15 protein-coding genes are annotated in these 17906 nt (G+C 41.3%); 12 read left to right on the plus strand and 3 right to left on the minus strand.

The genetic code is table 11. The annotated features are described in order from the left end of the window. The first annotated feature begins 161 nt into the window (after positions 1-161). The 10 genes from sdsA to AC5YD2_RS14185 all read left to right on the plus strand — a co-directional run bounded on the left by sdsA (position 162) and on the right by AC5YD2_RS14185 (position 12467). The gene (gene sdsA / locus AC5YD2_RS14140) at positions 162-1139 is read left to right on the plus strand and encodes an All-trans-nonaprenyl-diphosphate synthase (protein WP_496126942.1); all 978 of its coding nucleotides are present in this window, start codon (positions 162-164) and stop codon (positions 1137-1139) included. A gap of 18 nt (positions 1140-1157) precedes the next feature. Next, positions 1158-3212 (plus strand): site-specific recombinase, encoded by a 2055-nt coding sequence (locus AC5YD2_RS14145; protein WP_496126943.1) that lies wholly within the window; start codon positions 1158-1160, stop codon positions 3210-3212. 134 nt (positions 3213-3346) lie between these two features. Beyond that, on the plus strand, positions 3347-4012 hold the full coding sequence (locus tag AC5YD2_RS14150) for a phosphatase PAP2 family protein (protein ID WP_496126944.1): 666 nt from the start codon (positions 3347-3349) through the stop codon (positions 4010-4012). Then, positions 4012-5286, plus strand: coding sequence for an efflux RND transporter periplasmic adaptor subunit (locus tag AC5YD2_RS14155; protein ID WP_496126945.1), 1275 nt, complete (start codon positions 4012-4014; stop codon positions 5284-5286). Before AC5YD2_RS14150 ends, AC5YD2_RS14155 begins: the two co-directional genes overlap by 1 nt. 11 nt (positions 5287-5297) lie before the next feature. Further along, positions 5298-8474, plus strand: a complete 3177-nt coding sequence (locus AC5YD2_RS14160) for an efflux RND transporter permease subunit (protein WP_496126946.1) — start codon at positions 5298-5300, stop codon at positions 8472-8474. After that, entirely contained in the window at positions 8474-9919 is a 1446-nt protein-coding gene (gene adeK, locus AC5YD2_RS14165) for a multidrug efflux RND transporter AdeIJK outer membrane channel subunit AdeK (protein ID WP_496126947.1), read from the plus strand. The genes AC5YD2_RS14160 and adeK overlap by 1 nt, the downstream gene beginning before the upstream one ends. Positions 9920-10025: 106 nt before the next feature. Continuing rightward, positions 10026-10385 (plus strand): YbjQ family protein, encoded by a 360-nt coding sequence (locus AC5YD2_RS14170; protein WP_496126948.1) that lies wholly within the window; start codon positions 10026-10028, stop codon positions 10383-10385. 3 nt (positions 10386-10388) lie between these two features. Further along, the gene (locus AC5YD2_RS14175) at positions 10389-10826 is read left to right on the plus strand and encodes a YbjQ family protein (RefSeq protein WP_496126949.1); all 438 of its coding nucleotides are present in this window, start codon (positions 10389-10391) and stop codon (positions 10824-10826) included. Positions 10827-11191: 365 nt separating this feature from the next. Further along, positions 11192-11977 carry an SDR family NAD(P)-dependent oxidoreductase gene (locus AC5YD2_RS14180; RefSeq protein ID WP_496126950.1) on the plus strand — a complete coding sequence of 262 codons (786 nt, stop codon included), beginning with the start codon at positions 11192-11194 and terminating at the stop codon, positions 11975-11977. A gap of 61 nt (positions 11978-12038) precedes the next feature. Beyond that, positions 12039-12467, plus strand: coding sequence for a nuclear transport factor 2 family protein (locus AC5YD2_RS14185; protein WP_496126951.1), 429 nt, complete (start codon positions 12039-12041; stop codon positions 12465-12467). A 129-nt stretch (positions 12468-12596) separates the two neighbouring features. On the opposite strand, the gene AC5YD2_RS14190 is transcribed toward AC5YD2_RS14185, so the two are convergent. Beyond that, positions 12597-13400: an SDR family oxidoreductase gene (locus tag AC5YD2_RS14190; protein ID WP_496126952.1), complete on the minus strand. Its 804-nt coding sequence runs from the start codon at positions 13398-13400 to the stop codon at positions 12597-12599. A 57-nt stretch (positions 13401-13457) separates the two neighbouring features. Continuing rightward, positions 13458-14126: a hypothetical protein gene (locus tag AC5YD2_RS14195; protein WP_496126953.1), complete on the minus strand. Its 669-nt coding sequence runs from the start codon at positions 14124-14126 to the stop codon at positions 13458-13460. A gap of 196 nt (positions 14127-14322) precedes the next feature. Here AC5YD2_RS14195 and AC5YD2_RS14200 point away from each other — a divergent pair, with 196 nt between their 5' ends. Continuing rightward, on the plus strand, positions 14323-17217 hold the full coding sequence (locus AC5YD2_RS14200; RefSeq protein WP_496126954.1) for a valine--tRNA ligase: 2895 nt from the start codon (positions 14323-14325) through the stop codon (positions 17215-17217). A 65-nt stretch (positions 17218-17282) separates the two neighbouring features. Beyond that, entirely contained in the window at positions 17283-17594 is a 312-nt protein-coding gene (locus AC5YD2_RS14205; RefSeq protein WP_496126955.1) for a hypothetical protein, read from the plus strand. An 18-nt stretch (positions 17595-17612) separates the two neighbouring features. Here the strand turns inward: AC5YD2_RS14205 and AC5YD2_RS14210 are convergent. Continuing rightward, positions 17613-17906, minus strand: a 294-nt coding sequence (locus AC5YD2_RS14210) for a transposase (protein ID WP_496126956.1), incomplete at its 5' end; no start/stop codon positions are given.

The following is a 17906-nucleotide window of genomic DNA, read 5'->3' on the forward strand; positions in this document are numbered from 1 at the left end:
AACAAAAGGAATAGCTTCAAACAATTCAACTTAGTTTGGACATATAAGCAACAAATCATTATGATTCTGCGTGTTAACACATTTCACAAGCGACAACGCTCGATGTTAATTGTTACACTAATGAATGATTAGAACGCATTTTGACAAGGATTCCCTTCACCATGGCCATCGATTTTCAGCAAGATATCCTTTCTCCTGTTGCATCAGAATTTGCCGCAATGGACAAGCTGATTAATGAAGGAATCAGTTCTAAAGTTGCTTTAGTGATGTCTGTCAGTAAGCACGTGGTTGAAGCTGGCGGTAAACGCATGCGCCCAATTATGTGTCTACTTGCTTCTCGCGCTTGTGGTGAAACGAAGCTTGATCAAGCACAGCATTTAGCCGCTATTATCGAAATGTTACATACAGCTACCCTTGTGCATGATGATGTTGTCGATGAATCAGGCTTACGCCGTGGTCGCCCAACGGCAAATGCAACATGGAATAATCAAACTGCAGTTTTGATCGGTGATTTCTTAATCTCACGTTCATTTGATCTTTTGGTCGATCTGGACAATATGACTCTTTTAAAAGACTTTTCAACAGGGACTTGTGAGATTGCAGAGGGAGAAGTTCTACAACTCCAGTCACAGCATCAAGCAGATACCGATGAAGCGACTTACCTCAGCATTATTCATGGAAAAACGTCACGTTTATTTGAACTGGCAACTGAAGGCGCTGCAATTTTAGCAGGCAAAGAAGAGTTCCGTTTGCCTTTACGTCAGTATGCTGGTCACTTCGGTAACGCATTCCAAATCATTGACGATATTTTAGATTACACCTCTGATGCCGATACCTTAGGTAAAAATATTGGCGATGATCTCATGGAAGGTAAGCCAACACTTCCCCTGATTGCCGCGTTGCAGAAAACGACTGGTGAAGACCATCAGTTGATTCGAAAAAGTATCACTACTGGTGGTATTGAACATTTAGAGCGTGTCATTGAAATCGTTCATCAATCGGGTGCACTTGATTACTGTCGCCAACGTGCAATCGAAGAAACCAATGCGGCTCTGGATGCACTAAAGCAATTACCAGAAACGACCTACCGTCAAGCACTGCATAATTTGGCATTGCTTGCCTTACATCGAATTCAATAATTAGAACCCTTATTGCTTATGCATATAAAATTTAACGATATATTTTTAAACATGCAGGAGCAGCTTGAACTTAACCCAGCTGCTCTTGATGAAAATCTGATTATTGAATTGGTTGAACGTATTAGACCAAGCGACAGCTATAACGTTGAAGAAAGCAAAAAAAAATTCCAAGCCCTGATTCAGGCTTTATTAATTACCCCCACTGCAGCCAATACACTCCAAGCCTATTTAGTCACACTGATCAATCGTTATAAGCAAACAGGCTTGTATGCAGACAGTGGTATTTTGTCTTTAGATGGTTTTTGGAACCAATTGGGACAGCGCGTCGGGGCACATTTTCTGCCCTTATTAACCGATGAAACTGATCTTAAAGATTTGGTTCATCGTGTTTTTCACCAACGCAGTGACAAATATTGGTTAGAGAATATTGCCAATGATCAATGGTTACAGTTTTTTCAAATATTAAATCAGAATAAAAGTCACCTAGATGCCAAAATTGGTATTCGTCGACATATCATTAAAGCCATTACGGTTTTATCTTATCGTATTAGTGGTATTGGTCTTTATCCTGAGTTTATTAATGCTCAACCTGAATTATCTGAATACGAGTCCCCTTTTCTCGTTCAAAATCGCGAGATTATCGAATTCATCGAAGCTTATAATAAAACTCATCGTGATGCTGTCGATCTAAACGATATTGAGCTACCTGATGCCGATCAGGCTTTGGTGATGATCGACCAGTGCCGTGAAGTTGTACTTAAAATTCGTCGTGCAACCAAGCGTATCGGTGTCAGTTTAAGTTTGACTTATTTGTTGTCACTGCTCGAACAATGTTTAGATCGGATTGAATTATTACTATTGATTCTAACTGAACAGGATAAAAATCAATATTTGGCGCTGGGTGAGTTAACACAAGATTTAGCAGCTGCACATTATGGTGAAAACAGTGTTCGCGAATTACTCAAAACCAATAGTGAGTTGATCGCGCTACAAGTAACTGAAAATGCCAGTAAAACCGGCGAGCACTATGTAAGTACAGATAAAAAAGGTTTCCTTGGCATGTACAAGTCAGCCGCAGGTGCTGGCGTGATCATTGCGACTATGGCAACACTGAAGATTTTATCTGCCCGCTTAACCATGGCACCGCTCATGCAAGCATTTGTCTACAGCATGAACTATTCCTTAGGATTCATGCTGATTCACGTTTTGCATTTTACGGTTGCAACGAAACAGCCCGCAATGACTGCAGCGGCACTTGCTTCTACAGTCCAACATCGCAAAGGCTCGAAGACCACACAAATCGCGGAACTTGCCGCCCTGATTATTAATATTATTCGAACGCAGTTCGTTGCAATCTTAGGTAATATTTCAATTGCGATTCCAACAGCAGCTGTCATTACGTTAATGTGGCAATTCGCTTTGCATGAACCTTTATTGACCCATACCAAAGCATCATATTTATTGCATAGCCTTAATCCCTTTACGTCTCTTGCGATCCCTCATGCTGCGATTGCTGGGGTCTGTTTATTCTTCTCAGGTTTGATTGCAGGCTACTTTGACAATATGGCCGTTTATCGTAAGGTTGGCCCGCGCCTGAAAGCACATATCAAACTTAAAAATGTGTTAGGCGAAGAAAGATTAGAAAAGTTTGCAAATTATATTGAGCGTAATTTAGGTGCTTTAGCAGGTAATTTCTTGTTCGGTATCATGTTGGGTAGTATGGGGACGATTGGTTTTATATTAGGATTGCCCTTAGATATTCGACATATTGCCTTTGCTTCAGCGAACTTTATTCAAGGTTTACTCTCGATTAATGGCACGCCTGAAATTGGTCTAATCATTGTTTCATTCTTAGGGGTTTTACTGATTGGCTTAACCAACTTATTTGTCAGTTTTACTTTAACGATTATTGTTGCGCTTCGTGCACGTCGGGTTCGCTTTGAGCAATGGAAACCATTGGCTAAATTGGTCTTTACTCATTTTGTGACCCGTCCATTGGATTTCTTCTGGCCACCCAAACAACCTTTAGAAGTAGATGAGGCTCATTCATCGAATCAAAAATCGAATCATTAAAATATATGTTATTTTTTTGTGCAAAAGATGGTATGAAATAGAAAAGAATTTAGTATTAAACTGGATTTTAACTGACTTGAAAAAAAGTGTACTGACGAGTACACTTTGGAGCATTAATTCATCAGAAGTAATGCATGGATAATAGAAAAGGTCATAAACAAATGCCTTACTTATTGATTTTTATAGGCTGTTTAGGATTAACCATAAGTATTATTGGATTATATAATCCCAATATTCAGCATTTTGATATCACCGCTTTGACATGGATGGATGGGCATCGAACTCATTTTTTAAATGACATCCATGTCTTTTTATCTCATATTGGTGGCTTACCCAGTATGCTGATAATTTGTAGTGTGTGGTGCTCGATACTATACCGATCAAAAAAGTTCGCTCAAATTTTGTTTATCAGTTTTAGTCTACTCGGCAGTTCGGCTTTGGGCTGGGTACTAAAGTGGGCATTTGATCGCGCACGACCAGATGTCGTTTATGCTTTAACTGAAACGTATGGGGCATCGTTCCCCAGTGCACACAGTATTTATGCAACAGTTTTATCCTGCTTAATCATTTTTATTTTCCATAAACATGCTTATGCAAGAATCATCATACTCCTCGCCTGTTTATGGTTTGTGGGTATGGGCATATCAAGAATCTATCTTGGCGCTCATTACCCGACCGATGTGCTGGCAGGTTGGAGTATTGCTTTGATTTGGGTGTCGTTCCTTTGGCTGTATTTTTCGCCATTACAAATCAGCAAAGATAAATTATTTTTAGAGAAAAATCTAAACGAGGTGGAATAATGATGTCGGCAAAGCTTTGGGCACCTGCCCTCACTGCTTGTGCTTTAGCAACAAGTATTGCACTTGTGGGTTGCAGTAAAGACCCTAAAGGTGCAGAGCAAGCAGCTGCTGCTCAACAAATGCCTCCGACTGAAGTTGGTGTCATCGTTGCTCAACCACAAAGTGTTGAACAAACTGTAGAACTCTCTGGTCGTACATCTGCTTATCAAATTTCAGATGTTCGCCCACAGACCAGTGGTGTTGTCTTAAAGCGTCTATTCGCTGAAGGTAGCTATGTTCGTGAAGGACAGCCATTGTATGAAATCGACTCAAGTACTAACCGTGCAAATCTTGATAGTGCAAAAGCATCTTTAGTTCGCCAACAAGCCAACTTAAATGCCCTTCAAGTAAAAGCAAACCGCTATAGCCAACTTGTCGGGATTAATGCGGTCTCTAAACAAGAATATGACGACATTAAAGCACAAGTACAACTTGCTCAAGCAGATATTGCAGCTTCACAAGCGGCTGTGAAAAATGCGCAAATTTCTTTAGGCTATTCGACTGTCCGTTCACCAATTTCAGGTCAATCTGGACGTTCAAGTGTGACTGCTGGTGCTTTAGTGACTGCAAGTCAAGCTGATCCATTGGTGACGATTCAACAGCTCGATCCAATCTACGTCGATATTAACCAATCAAGTGCTGAGTTGTTACGTTTACGCCAACAATTGAGCCAAGGCACCATTGATCGTAGCAATAACACCAAAGTTCGTTTAAAACTTGAAGATGGTAGTTTCTACAATGTGGAAGGTAATCTTGCATTTTCTGATGCCAGCGTAAACCCTGATACAGGTACAGTGACACTGCGTGCAGTCTTCCCTAACCCAAATCATTTGTTGCTTCCAGGCATGTTTGCCAATGCACAAATTGTTCAGGGCGTGATTCCAAATGCAATTCTGATTCCTCAAGTTGCGGTGACTCGCACTCCAACGGGTCAAGCTACTGCGATGATCGTGAATGCCAAAGGCGCTGTTGAAGTTCGTCCGATTGAAACTGCGGGGAGCCAAGGGAAAGACTGGATCGTGACCAAAGGTTTACAAGCGGGTGAAAAAGTCATTGTGGATGGTGTAGCGAAGGTGAAACCTGAGCAACAAGTTGTTGCGAAGCCTTTCCAAGCACCTGCAGCTGCTCCTCAAGGTGCACCTGCTCAACCGCCAGCTCAAAAACCTGAAGCAGAGAATAAGCCTGTAGAAAAGTCAGAAGATAAACCTGTCCAAAAAGCTACTTCAAATGCATAAGGGGTAGACTCATGGCTCATTTCTTTATTCATCGCCCCATTTTCGCATGGGTGATTGCATTGGTCATTATGTTGGCGGGTATTCTCACCATCACCAAAATGCCGATTGCTCAGTATCCAACGATTGCACCACCAACTGTGTCCATTTCTGCGACTTATCCAGGTGCTTCTGCTGCGACTGTTGAAAATACAGTGACTCAGATCATCGAGCAGCAAATGAATGGTTTAGATGGCTTACGTTATATCTCGTCAAACAGTGCGGGTAACGGTCAAGCGTCGATTACGTTGAACTTTGATCAAGGTATTGATCCAGATATCGCACAGGTTCAAGTTCAAAACAAATTACAGTCTGCAACTGCACTTTTACCTGAAGACGTTCAACGTCAAGGTGTAAAAGTCACCAAGTCAGGTGCGAGCTTTTTACAAGTATTGGCATTCTATTCTGAATCTGATGCTTTAGATGCAAACGATATTAAAGACTACGTCAACTCAAACATTTCAGAACCGCTCAGTCGTGTTGCTGGCGTGGGTGAAGTCCAAGTCTTTGGTGGTTCTTATGCGATGCGTATTTGGATGGATCCATCCAAAATGGCAAACTTAAAAGTGACACCAAGTGATATTGCTGCAGCATTGCGCACTCAAAATGCTCAGGTTGCTGTCGGTCAATTGGGTGGAGCGCCTTCAATTGAAGGGCAAGTACTGAACGCAACAGTTACGGCGCAAAGCTTGCTTGAAACGCCTGAACAGTTTACCAACATCTTCTTGAAGAACACGGCCAATGGTGCTCAAGTTCGTTTAGGTGACGTTGCGCGTGTTGAATTAGGTGCAGATAACTATGCCTTTGATTCTAAGTTCAATGGTAAACCTGCTGGCGGTGTTGCGATTAAGCTTGCAACAGGCGCGAATGCTTTAGACACAGCAAATGCTGTTGAAGAGCGTTTAGTTGAATTACGTAAAAACTACCCAGAAGGTATGGTCGATAAACTGGCTTTTGATACCACGCCATTTATTGAACTTTCGATTAAGAGTGTGGTTAAGACCTTAATTGAAGCGATCATTTTGGTATTCTTGGTGATGTTCCTGTTCTTACAGAACTGGCGCGCGACCATTATTCCGACGATGGCTGTACCTGTCGTTGTACTCGGTACATTTGCCGTGATTAACCTGTTCGGTTTCTCAATCAATACGCTTACGATGTTTGCCATGGTTCTTGCCATTGGTCTACTGGTCGATGATGCGATTGTTGTGGTGGAGAACGTCGAACGTGTCATGTCGGAAGAACATCTTGACCCTGTGAAAGCAACTGAAAAGTCGATGACACAGATCTCAGGTGCCTTGATTGGTATTACCTCTGTATTGACTGCGGTATTCGTACCGATGGCCTTCATGGGAGGTACAACAGGGGTTATTTATCGCCAGTTCTCAATCACACTTGTTACAGCAATGGTTCTTTCGTTGATCGTTGCCCTGACTTTTACACCTGCACTGTGTGCGACTTTGCTAAAACAGCATGATCCAAATAAGAAACCAAGTAATGGCATCTTCGCCCGTTTCTTCCGTTGGTTCAATGATGCCTTTGAAAGACTGTCTGTTAAATATCAAAACGGTGTAAACCGCATGACTCATGCTAAGCTTTTTTCAGGCGTAGTTTATGCAGTCGTGATTGCAATTATGGGCTATTTGTTCACAACCCTGCCTTCTTCATTCTTACCAGACGAAGACCAAGGTGTAGTGATGACATTGGTGCAATTACCACCAAATGCGACACTCGAACGAACAGATAAAACCATTGATGCAATGACCCACTATTTCCGTGAAAACGAGAAAGAGCACGTTGAGTCTGTATTCAGTGTCGCTGGTTTCTCATTTACAGGTGTCGGTCAAAACGCAGGTTTAGCGTTCATTAAGTTAAAAGATTGGAAAGACCGTACCAGCAAAGAATCGCAAGTCGGAGCAATCATTCAACGTGGTATGGCGCTGAATATGATTGTCAAAGATGCAGCTTATATCATGCCTTTACAGCTTCCTGCGATGCCTGAATTGGGTGTAAGTGCAGGCTTTAACTTACAGTTGAAAGCTTCTGCTGGACAAAGTCATGAGCAATTGCTTGCAGCACGTAATGCAATCCTAGGTATGGCCGCTCAAGACAAACGTTTGATGGGCGTACGTCCAAATGGTCAAGAAGATACACCGCAGTACCGTGTTATCGTTGACCATGCGCAGGCAGGTGCAATGGGAATCAGTATTGCTGAAATCAATAGCACCATGGGAATGGCCTGGGGCGGAACTTATATCAACGACTTCGTCGATCGTGGTCGTGTGAAAAAAGTCTATGTGCAAGGTCAATCCGATGCACGTATGATGCCTGAAGACTTGAACAAGTGGTTCGTCCGTAATAATCAAGGCGAGATGGTTCCATTCTCCGCATTTGCGACAGGCGAATGGACCTATGGTTCTCCACGTCTCGAACGTTATAACGGCGTGTCTTCAATGAACATCACAGGTACCCCTGCTGTTGGTGTGAGTTCTGGTGATGCAATGCTCGCAGTTGAAGAAATTGTTGCTAAGTTGCCTTCAATGGGCTTGCAAGGCTTTGACTACGAATGGACAGGACTCTCTTTAGAAGAACGTGAGTCTGGCGATCAAGCGCCATTCCTCTATGCGCTTTCGTTACTGATCGTATTTCTATGTTTGGCTGCACTTTATGAAAGCTGGTCAATCCCATTCTCAGTATTGTTGGTTGTACCTTTAGGTATCGTTGGTGCGCTTGGTTTAACTTTCCTCGGCATGGTGTTCTTTAAAGATCCTAACCTGTCGAATAACATTTACTTCCAAGTCGCCATCATTGCCGTGATTGGTCTTTCAGCGAAAAATGCGATCTTGATCGTAGAGTTTGCGAAAGAATTACAAGACAAAGGTGAAGACCTGTTTGAAGCGACTTTACATGCATCTAAGATGCGTTTACGTCCAATCATCATGACGACACTTGCATTTGGTTTCGGTGTACTTCCCTTAGCGCTTGCTTCTGGTGCAGGTGCAGGAAGTCAGCACTCTGTCGGATATGGTGTACTGGGTGGTGTAATCAGCTCTACACTCTTGGGTATCTTCTTTATTCCAGTGTTCTATGTTTGGATTCGAAGTATTTTCAAATCTAAACCAAAACAAATAAAACAGGAGCATATTTCGTAATGCAAACTTTATGGTCTATTCCAGGTCGTAGCATTGCGGTATCTGCACTTGCGCTTGCTTTGACGGCATGTCAAAGCATGCGTGGTCCAGAACCAGTCGCTCAAGCCAATATTCCGACTGCTTACTTAGGTAATGCTTCAGGGACTTCGATTGCAGAACAAGGTTATAAAAACTTTTTTGCCGATCAGCGTCTCGTACAAGTCCTTGATTCAGCTTTAGCCAACAACCGTGATTTACGTAAGGCTGCTTTGAACATTCAACGTGCTCAACAGCAATACCAAATTACGTCAAATAATCAGTTACCGACCATCGGTGCAAGTGGTGACGTCCTGCGTCAAGATCAAGGCGCTGGTGCTCAAACTCGCTACAATGTGGGTTTAGGCTTAACCGCTTATGAACTTGATTTTTGGGGTCGTGTACGCAGCCTAAAAGACAATGCGCTGGATAACTATCTTGCGACTGCCAGTGCTCGTGATGCCACGCAAATTGCATTGGTGGGTCAAGTGGCACAAGCTTGGTTGAGTTATTCATTTGCCAATGCAAATTTAAAACTTGCAGATCAAACCTTAAAAGCACAGTTGGATTCTTATAACCTCAACAAGAAACGTTTCGATGTCGGTATCGACAGTGAAGTTCCTGTACGTCAGGCTCAAATCTCTGTAGAGACGGCACGTAACGATGTTGCAAATTATAAGACCCAAATCGCTCAAGCACAGAACTTACTCAACCTTTTGGTGGGTCAACCTGTGCCTGCTGAGTTGTTACCTAAACAACGCTTAACACGTGTGACCAATGCTGCTGCATTAACGTCAGGTTTACCAAGTGATTTACTGAATAATCGTCCAGATGTTAAATCCGCTGAATATCAACTTAGTGCTGCGGGCGCGAATATCGGTGCAGCTAAAGCACGTTTATTCCCAACGATTAGCCTAACAGGTTCAGCAGGTTATGCCTCTACAGATTTAAGTGACTTGTTTAAATCTGGTGCATTTGTATGGGCTGTTGGTCCAAGCCTTGATATTCCAATCTTTGATTGGGGCACACGTCGTGCAAATGTGAAGATTTCAGAAACAGATCAGCAAATTGCTTTATCTGATTATGAAAAATCAATTCAATCTGCTTTCCGTGAAGTCAATGATGCCTTAGCTGTTCGCCAAAACATTGGTGATCGCCTAACTGCTCAACGCCGTTTAGTCGATGCAACCAATACCACCTATAAACTATCCAATGCACGCTTCCGTGCAGGAATTGATAGCTTCTTAACCGTATTGGATGCGCAACGTGGTTCTTATGCCGCTGAACAAGGATTACTACTCCTTGAACAAGCGAACTTAAATAACCAAGTTGAATTGTACAAAACTTTAGGTGGTGGTGTTAAAGCTACTTCTGATCAAACCCTTCAATATCAACCTTCAAGCTCAGATCTTAAATACAATAAAAAATAAGTATTTTGTCTGAACACTCAAAAGCTCACTTCGGTGAGCTTTTTTGATTGCATTTATAAGCTCAATTTCCTATCTTAAATCAACTTTACAACAATGAATCAGTTCAATGATCTTAAGTAATCTGGAAAGCGTTCCTGGACATACGATTAGCAAACAGCTCGATGTGGTCTATGGCAGTACCGTGCGTAGTAAACACGTCGGTCGTGATTTTATGGCGGGTTTAAAAAATATTGTGGGTGGTGAACTCAAAGGCTATACCGAACTGTTGGAAGAATCTCGCCAAGAAGCCATGGATCGTATGATTCAAAAAGCACAGGCAATGGGTGCAAATGCAGTTGTAGGTATCCGTTTTTCAACTTCAAATATCGCGCAAGGTGCATCAGAACTTTTTGTTTATGGTACGGCTGTACAAGTGATTCCAAGCCAATCGACTCCCCTACCAGATCCATTTTCAAATCAAGGATAAGTCATGGATGGATTATTGTTTAAGATTGGGATTACACTGATTCTATTTTGTATTGGATGGGCTTTCGGTCGGCACATTGAACGAAAACATTTAAACGAACTTGAAGAAAGAGAACGTGAACTGGCTTATATTCGCGTTGATACCAATCGTTTTGCAACGACAGAATCGACTGGGCAACTGGTCAGTAGTAATGTGGTTTTATCACACGATTATTTTAAATACATCATATCCATGATCCAAAGTTTACTCGGTGGTCGATTGACGACCTATGAAAGCGTGGTCGATCGTGCGCGACGAGAAGCAATGATTCGACTAAAAATCGAAGCTCAAAAAATGGGAGCAGATCACATTATGGGTTTACGTTTAAGCACCACTGAAATGGGTATAGAAGGCGGCATGGTCGAAGTGTTTGCTTGTGGTACAGCGATTCAGAAAAAATGAAATGATCTGCTTCGTCAATCAAGCTACGGAGCAGATAACCGCCCTCCAAATAAACACTTAACTCAATGCTTTTATTAGTTATTTCATCTGTCAACATCTTAAGATTATAACAATACACACCTTCACCGATAATACACATTCGGTTCAAGAAATCAATTTAAAAACTTTAGTATCACCCGCCTAAAATACGCTATTTTTCCCAATATAAATCAAATTTATAAACCAAATTTAATGCCTCTCACGTACAACATTAATAGGACAATCTGTCGCGAATATAAGCCTGTACAAAAAATCTGTTCTTTCATTAAATAAAGTGAAGAAATTAGGTCTTCATTCAAATATAGTCTGTCTACAAGGAGCTATTTATGCCTACTGCCGTTGTAACAGGTGCGGGAAGTGGCCTTGGTCAACATATTGCGCTAATCCTCGCTAAAAATGCCTATACCGTTTACGGGACTGCATTTAATCAACAAGAAATTGATCAGCTGTATCAACTTTCACAAGGTCAAGTTATTCTTAAGTTATGTGATATTACTCAGCAAAATGAGATTGATGCATTCGCAAATTTTGTCAAAATACAAACCGAAAATCAGCTTGAAGTTCTCATTAATAATGCTGGAATTCTTACGCCAGGCCCTATCGAAATCATCCCCATTGAATCCATTTTTAAAGAGTTCGATGTCAATACTTTTGGGCTAATCAGAATCGTCAATGCATTTTTACCATTATTACGTGAGTCCAAAGGACGTATTATTCAAATTAGTACTGTTTCTGTGGATCAACCCTCGCCATTTAATGCTCCTTCAAGTGCATCCAAAGCAGCAGCTGAAATTTTCACAGATATGTATGGTGCAGAACTGAAAAAGTTTGGCATTACAACCAGTATTGCAGTCTGTGGCAATATGAAAACAGGTGGTCCTGCAAAAGTACAAAAAGCACTAGACCGTATCATTAGTGACATGAGCCCTGTACAAGATGCGATTTATGGGCAAGAGTTTCGTGCGTTCACGGATCGCATAATGCAAGGTCAACATGATGGATTGGATCCACATCGTGCAGCTCAAGAAATTGTTGATTTAGTCAAACAAGCAGATTTGCCTTTGAGAGTTGCCATCGGTGATGATGCGCGACGTATTCTTGCTCAAGCATAATGTGGCCACTACGTGAATGGAAAAGTATCAATATTTATAAAATTATATAGAGGTGAAAAACATGCATATTCAATCTGATGAAAACAATGATAAAGGTTCCAGAAATATCGAAAAATTACTCGCGCTCTACGATGAAATGTTTAATCAGAAAAAACCGCTAGAAGCCGCCCGTAAGTACTTGTCTCCCCACTATATTCAACATAATCCCTTTCTTCCTGATACGGCAGACGGTACAGGAGGTGCATTCTTAAAACGCTTAGAAAGTTTTCCCAATATGTATGTCAAAGTACATCGTATTATCGCTCAAGGTGACTATACATGGGCACATGTCAATTTTTTTAATATCTATAACAATGAGCCTGAAGATCTAGGCACGGCGGGTGTTGATATTTTCAGGTTTGATGAGGATGGACTGATTTTAGAACACTGGGATGTTTTACAAGAAATTCCTCATCCATCTGAATGTGCCAATAACAACGGCATGTTCTGATTAAGATTAAAATATATTGTTCGGCATACAGAGGATGATTGATACCGTTTTGGATTCTGTCTTTGCACACCTGCGTGAAAGATGGCGCTGTAAAGCGCCATTCAACATAGAGTCTAAACTTATATTAAACTATTTCACTTTCGTTTTACGAATCATCTTATAAAGCGTTTTAGGGGAAAAACGAGAGACCCACACGCCTAATTTTTCTTTGGCCTTACTCACCACAATAAACTCTTCATCACTTAGAAGTGCTGTCACAGTCTGACGTGCAAAATCATCTGCATCTAAGCCATTTTCAATCACTTCATCTTGATGACCTTGTGGTTTACCCTCTCCGTTTAAAGCATTAAACGACACATTGGTTTTCACAAATCCTGGGAAGATCACAGATACCCCTATACCTTGATCTGCGACTTCTGCACGTAGACTGTTCGCCCACATATGAATCGCGCCTTTGGCTGCCGAATACGTTGCACGGTACTGTACACCCAAAAGTCCTGCAACACTGGAAATAAAAATGACTCGCCCAGACTGTTGTTTTAATAAGGTTGGCAATACCGTCTTAGTCAAAAATACTTGTGAGAAATAGTCTACTTCCATGATGGCACGTTCAGTGTGCATGGTGGTGTCTTCAATCAAAGCACGCTGACTGAGTCCTGCATTGTTCACCAGCCAATCAATACGACCTTTGGCTTTCAAGACTTCCTCATAAGCATGGCGAACTTGGTTTTCATCCGTGATATCCACTGCAATCGAAATATGCTGTTCAGGGTTGGATAAACTTAACCGTACCTTTTCTAATTCTTCATAACGGCGTGCGCTCAACACCAAGATCGCACCTTGAGATGCACATTCAGCCGCCAAAGCTTTACCTAAGCCTGACGATGCACCTGTAATCCAAACCACTTTGCCATTGAGTGTTGAACGCGCCATTTGTAATATCCTTATCTCGCTAAATGTACGAACAACCTCTAGGATTGTTCATTGTATTTAAGCCTTATTGTTATCACCCTTGTCTAAGAAAGCAACAAAATGGTCAAAGTATTTACCAATGGTTTGCGCGTCATAAATCGTACTGAGTTTGTCAAAACGTTTGTAGCCAATCCCCGTGGTTAAACTAATCACACCATCTAAGGTTTTGTTGACCACCATATTAAATTTTAATAATTTTTTAGGTTCACGAATCAAACTGGTCACGCCTTGATCCACCACTTGAGTAAATGCTTTCAGACCCGGTTTTACATAGGCAGTATTGCCTTGCTTTAACTGTTCCGCACAGCCCAATAATTCTTCAACCACAACCTTATCGACTGGATAAGTAATATAGCCTTGATCATTTTTACGCTTCATCAAGCCATTGACGTGATTGACCATCGGCAAAAGTCGATCATTACCAAAAAAAGACACCGACCAGGGCATGTATTTGGTGATGGCATCCTTGACTTGTTTAAGCACTTTTTCAGAATCACCATCTTTAGAACTCGATTGATTGACCAAACTGCCAAAAGCTTGGTCGATGAGTTCGCATGCAATATTGGAGATATTATCGCCTAAGGCTTTGGATTGTGGCTCTCGATCATTGTTATTTAATTTGGTATGGATATTTTGAAATTGCTGATACGTTTCGGGTTTTAATTTTAATTCAACGGTATAGCTCATATTTTTAAGACCTTATTGATGTTTTTATTTAAATTTTACGTCTAAAGAGGACGGATCATTTTGGGTTTCAATATTTTTACAGCTTCGATTGTCTGCTATTTGTTCACAGAATGCATTTGCTTTACATCCCATTGCCCGCTTTTTTTTTGCTATAATAAGTGCAATTTTTTATACAACTTTTTGGTCTGTTCTTGCTATGACTGATTCAGCGCAAAATATTGCTACGACGTACGATCCTACTGAGATCGAGAAAAAATGGTACCAAACTTGGGAAGAGCGTGGTTACTTCAAGCCGTCTGAAAAAGGCGAATCCTTCTGTATCATGATTCCACCACCGAACGTCACCGGCAACTTGCACATGGGGCATGGATTTAACAATGCCATCATGGATGCGTTGACGCGTTATAACCGCATGTCGGGTAAAAATACTTTATGGCAACCGGGTACTGACCACGCAGGCATTGCAACGCAAATGGTTGTAGAGCGTCAGTTGGGAGCTGAAGGGATCAGTCGTCATGACTTAGGTCGTGACAAGTTCATCGAAAAAGTATGGGAATGGAAAGAACAATCTGGCGGTAACATTACCCGTCAAATTCGTCGTCTTGGCTCATCTGTAGATTGGTCACGTGAACGCTTTACCATGGATGAAGGCTTATCTAATGCGGTAAAAGAAGTGTTTGTTAGACTGCATGAAGATGGTTTGATCTACCGTGGTAAACGCCTCGTTAACTGGGATCCAAAATTACAAACTGCGCTGTCTGACCTAGAAGTTGAGTCTGATAAAGAAGAACAAGGTTCACTTTGGCACTTCAAATATTTCTTTGAAGACAAATCACTTCGTACTCACGATGGTAAAGATCACATCGTTGTGGCAACAACTCGTCCTGAAACATTGTTAGGTGATACGGCTGTTGCTGTTGCGCTTGATGATGAACGTTATGCAGCACTTGTTGGCAAAAACATTATCCTACCCATTACAGGTCGTGCGGTTCCAATCGTTAAAGACGAATATGTCGACAAAGAATTCGGTACAGGCTGTGTAAAAATTACCCCTGCTCACGATTTCAATGACTATGAAGTAGGTAAACGTTGCGAATTGCCAATCATCAACATCTTCAACAAAAATGCTGAAGTGCTTGCCGAGTTCGAATACATCGCTAAAGCGGGCGAGCAAATTTCTAAAACCATTCCTGCACCTGCGGACTATGTTGGTTTAGAGCGTTTTGAAGCACGTAAAAAGTTAGTAGAACAAGCGGAATCTGAAGGCTGGTTAGACCAAATTCAACCGTATACATTGAAGCCACCTCGCGGTGACCGTTCAGGTGTGATCGTTGAGCCACTTCTAACTGACCAATGGTACGTAAAAATTGCGCCACTTGCTGAACCTGCAATTAAAGCAGTTAAAGACGGTGACATCAAATTTGTACCTGAACAATACAGCAACATGTACATGGCGTGGATGAACAACATTCAAGACTGGTGTATTTCTCGTCAATTGTGGTGGGGTCATCGCATCCCCGCTTGGTACGATGCGGAAGGTAATGTTTACGTTGGTCGTTCTGAAGCTGAAGTTCGTGAGAAAAATGGCATCGCTGCTGATGTTCAATTGGATCAAGATGAAGACGTACTTGATACATGGTTCTCTTCAGGTCTTTGGACATTCTCAACCTTAGGTTGGACTGGCGATGCCAAAAAAGATGCTGAAAACTACTTCTTAAATACGTTCCACCCGACTGATGTATTAGTAACAGGTTTCGACATCATCTTCTTCTGGGTTGCCCGCATGATCATGATGACCATGCACTTCATGAAAAATGAAGATGGTACGCCTCAAGTGCCGTTTAAAACTGTGTATGTACACGGTTTGGTACGTGATGGCGAAGGTCAGAAGATGTCTAAATCGAAGGGTAACGTGCTTGACCCACTCGACTTGATTGATGGGGTTGATCTTGAAACTTTAGTACAAAAACGTACAACAGGTTTGATGAACCCGAAACAAGCGGCGAAGATTGAAAAATCAACCCGTAAAGAATTCCCTGAAGGCATTCAATCTTACGGTACAGATGCGGTTCGTTTCACGTTCTGTGCGCTTGCAAACACAGGTCGTGACATTAAGTTCGATATGAAACGTGTTGAAGGTTACCGTAACTTTGCCAACAAAATCTGGAACGCAACGCGTTTCGTGATGATGAACTGCGAAGAGCAAGTGATTGGTCAAGACGTTCGTCAAGACCTTTGGGAATTGCCTGAACAGTGGATCGTCAGCCGTCTACAAAAAGCGGAACAAGCGGTGCAAACTGCATTTGCAACGTATCGTTTGGACTTGGCTGCGCAAGCGATTTACGAATTCATTTGGAATGAATACTGTGACTGGTATGTCGAGCTGACTAAACCTGTTCTGAATGATGAAAATATTTCTGTAGAACGTAAAGCTGAAGTTCGTCGTGTATTACTTGCGGTGATGGAAGCATCTTTACGTTTGGCTCATCCGTTAATGCCATATTTAACAGAAGAAATTTGGCAGACGCTTGCACCGAAGTTAAACATTTCAGGTGAAACGATCATGCTTGCGCAATACCCTGTTGCTGACCAAGCGAAGATCAATGAACAAGCTGAAGCAGATATGCAATGGCTTCAAGGTTTGATTGGTGCGGTACGTAACATTCGTGGTGAGATGGGTCTAGGTAATGCTCGCTTGTTGCCTGTTCTTCTTCAAAATACGACGGATGCTGAAAAAGCACAAATCGCGCGTATTGAACCATTATTTAAAGCTTTGGCGAAAGTTGAAAGCATTACTTTCTTAACTGGTGCTGAGCAACCACCATTGTCTTCTTCATCTGTAGTGGGTCATGTGTCTGTATTCGTTCCAATGAAGGGCTTAATTGACCCTAAAGCGGAATTGGGTCGTCTACAAAAAGACTTAGACAAGGTTCAAAAACAGCATGACCAAATTGCAACTAAACTTGGTAACGAAGGTTTTGTGGCAAAAGCACCTGCGGCTGTGGTTGAAGGCGAGAAAGTGAAACTTGCTGAGTTTGCTGACCAGTTAGCAAAAATTAAAGCGAATATGGAGCAAATTGCAGCGCTTTAATGTGTTGTTAGTTTGATTTAATATGTGTATAAAGGGCTGATTATTCAGCCCTTTATTATTTTTATATGATACCTACACCCATTTTTTTAGAAAAACCATTTAATAGTAAAAATTTCCATTATTTTTTTGACGAGACTAATAACATAAGATCACTCAATATCTCAGAAGCAAAACAAAAGTTGAATGATAATGAGTTTCCTTTTGTCTTAGGTGGAATTTATCTAAGTAAAAATCCTGACGAAAAAAAATTAAAAAAGAAACTATTTGATAGATTTAAAAATAACAATCTAACTATGGATGGCTCAGAACTAAAATTTTCAGAATTTCAAAATAAAGGCAATGGACAAAGTATTCATAAATTTAAAAAGCTTTTATAGCTAAATATTAAACATAAGCTACATCATCTTAAATACGATATCCAGAGCTTCCTGAATGGTTTTATTGTTCTGAGCAATAATGTGCCTGACTTTACTTTTTAAGACAGACCATGCTTTTTCAATAGGATTGAGGTCGGGACTATACGCAGGTAGATAAACGATTCTTGTCTTATATTTTGCTGCTAAATCATCAATCGCTTGACCTTTATGAATTGAGGCATTATCGAGAATCAGCAAATAATTTTTAGTCTGAATATCCTTTTCCTGTAAGTCCTTTAACAAATACTCCAACCAACACAGAAAAATACTCCG

This window comes from Acinetobacter sp. CY73 (assembly GCF_059515865.1).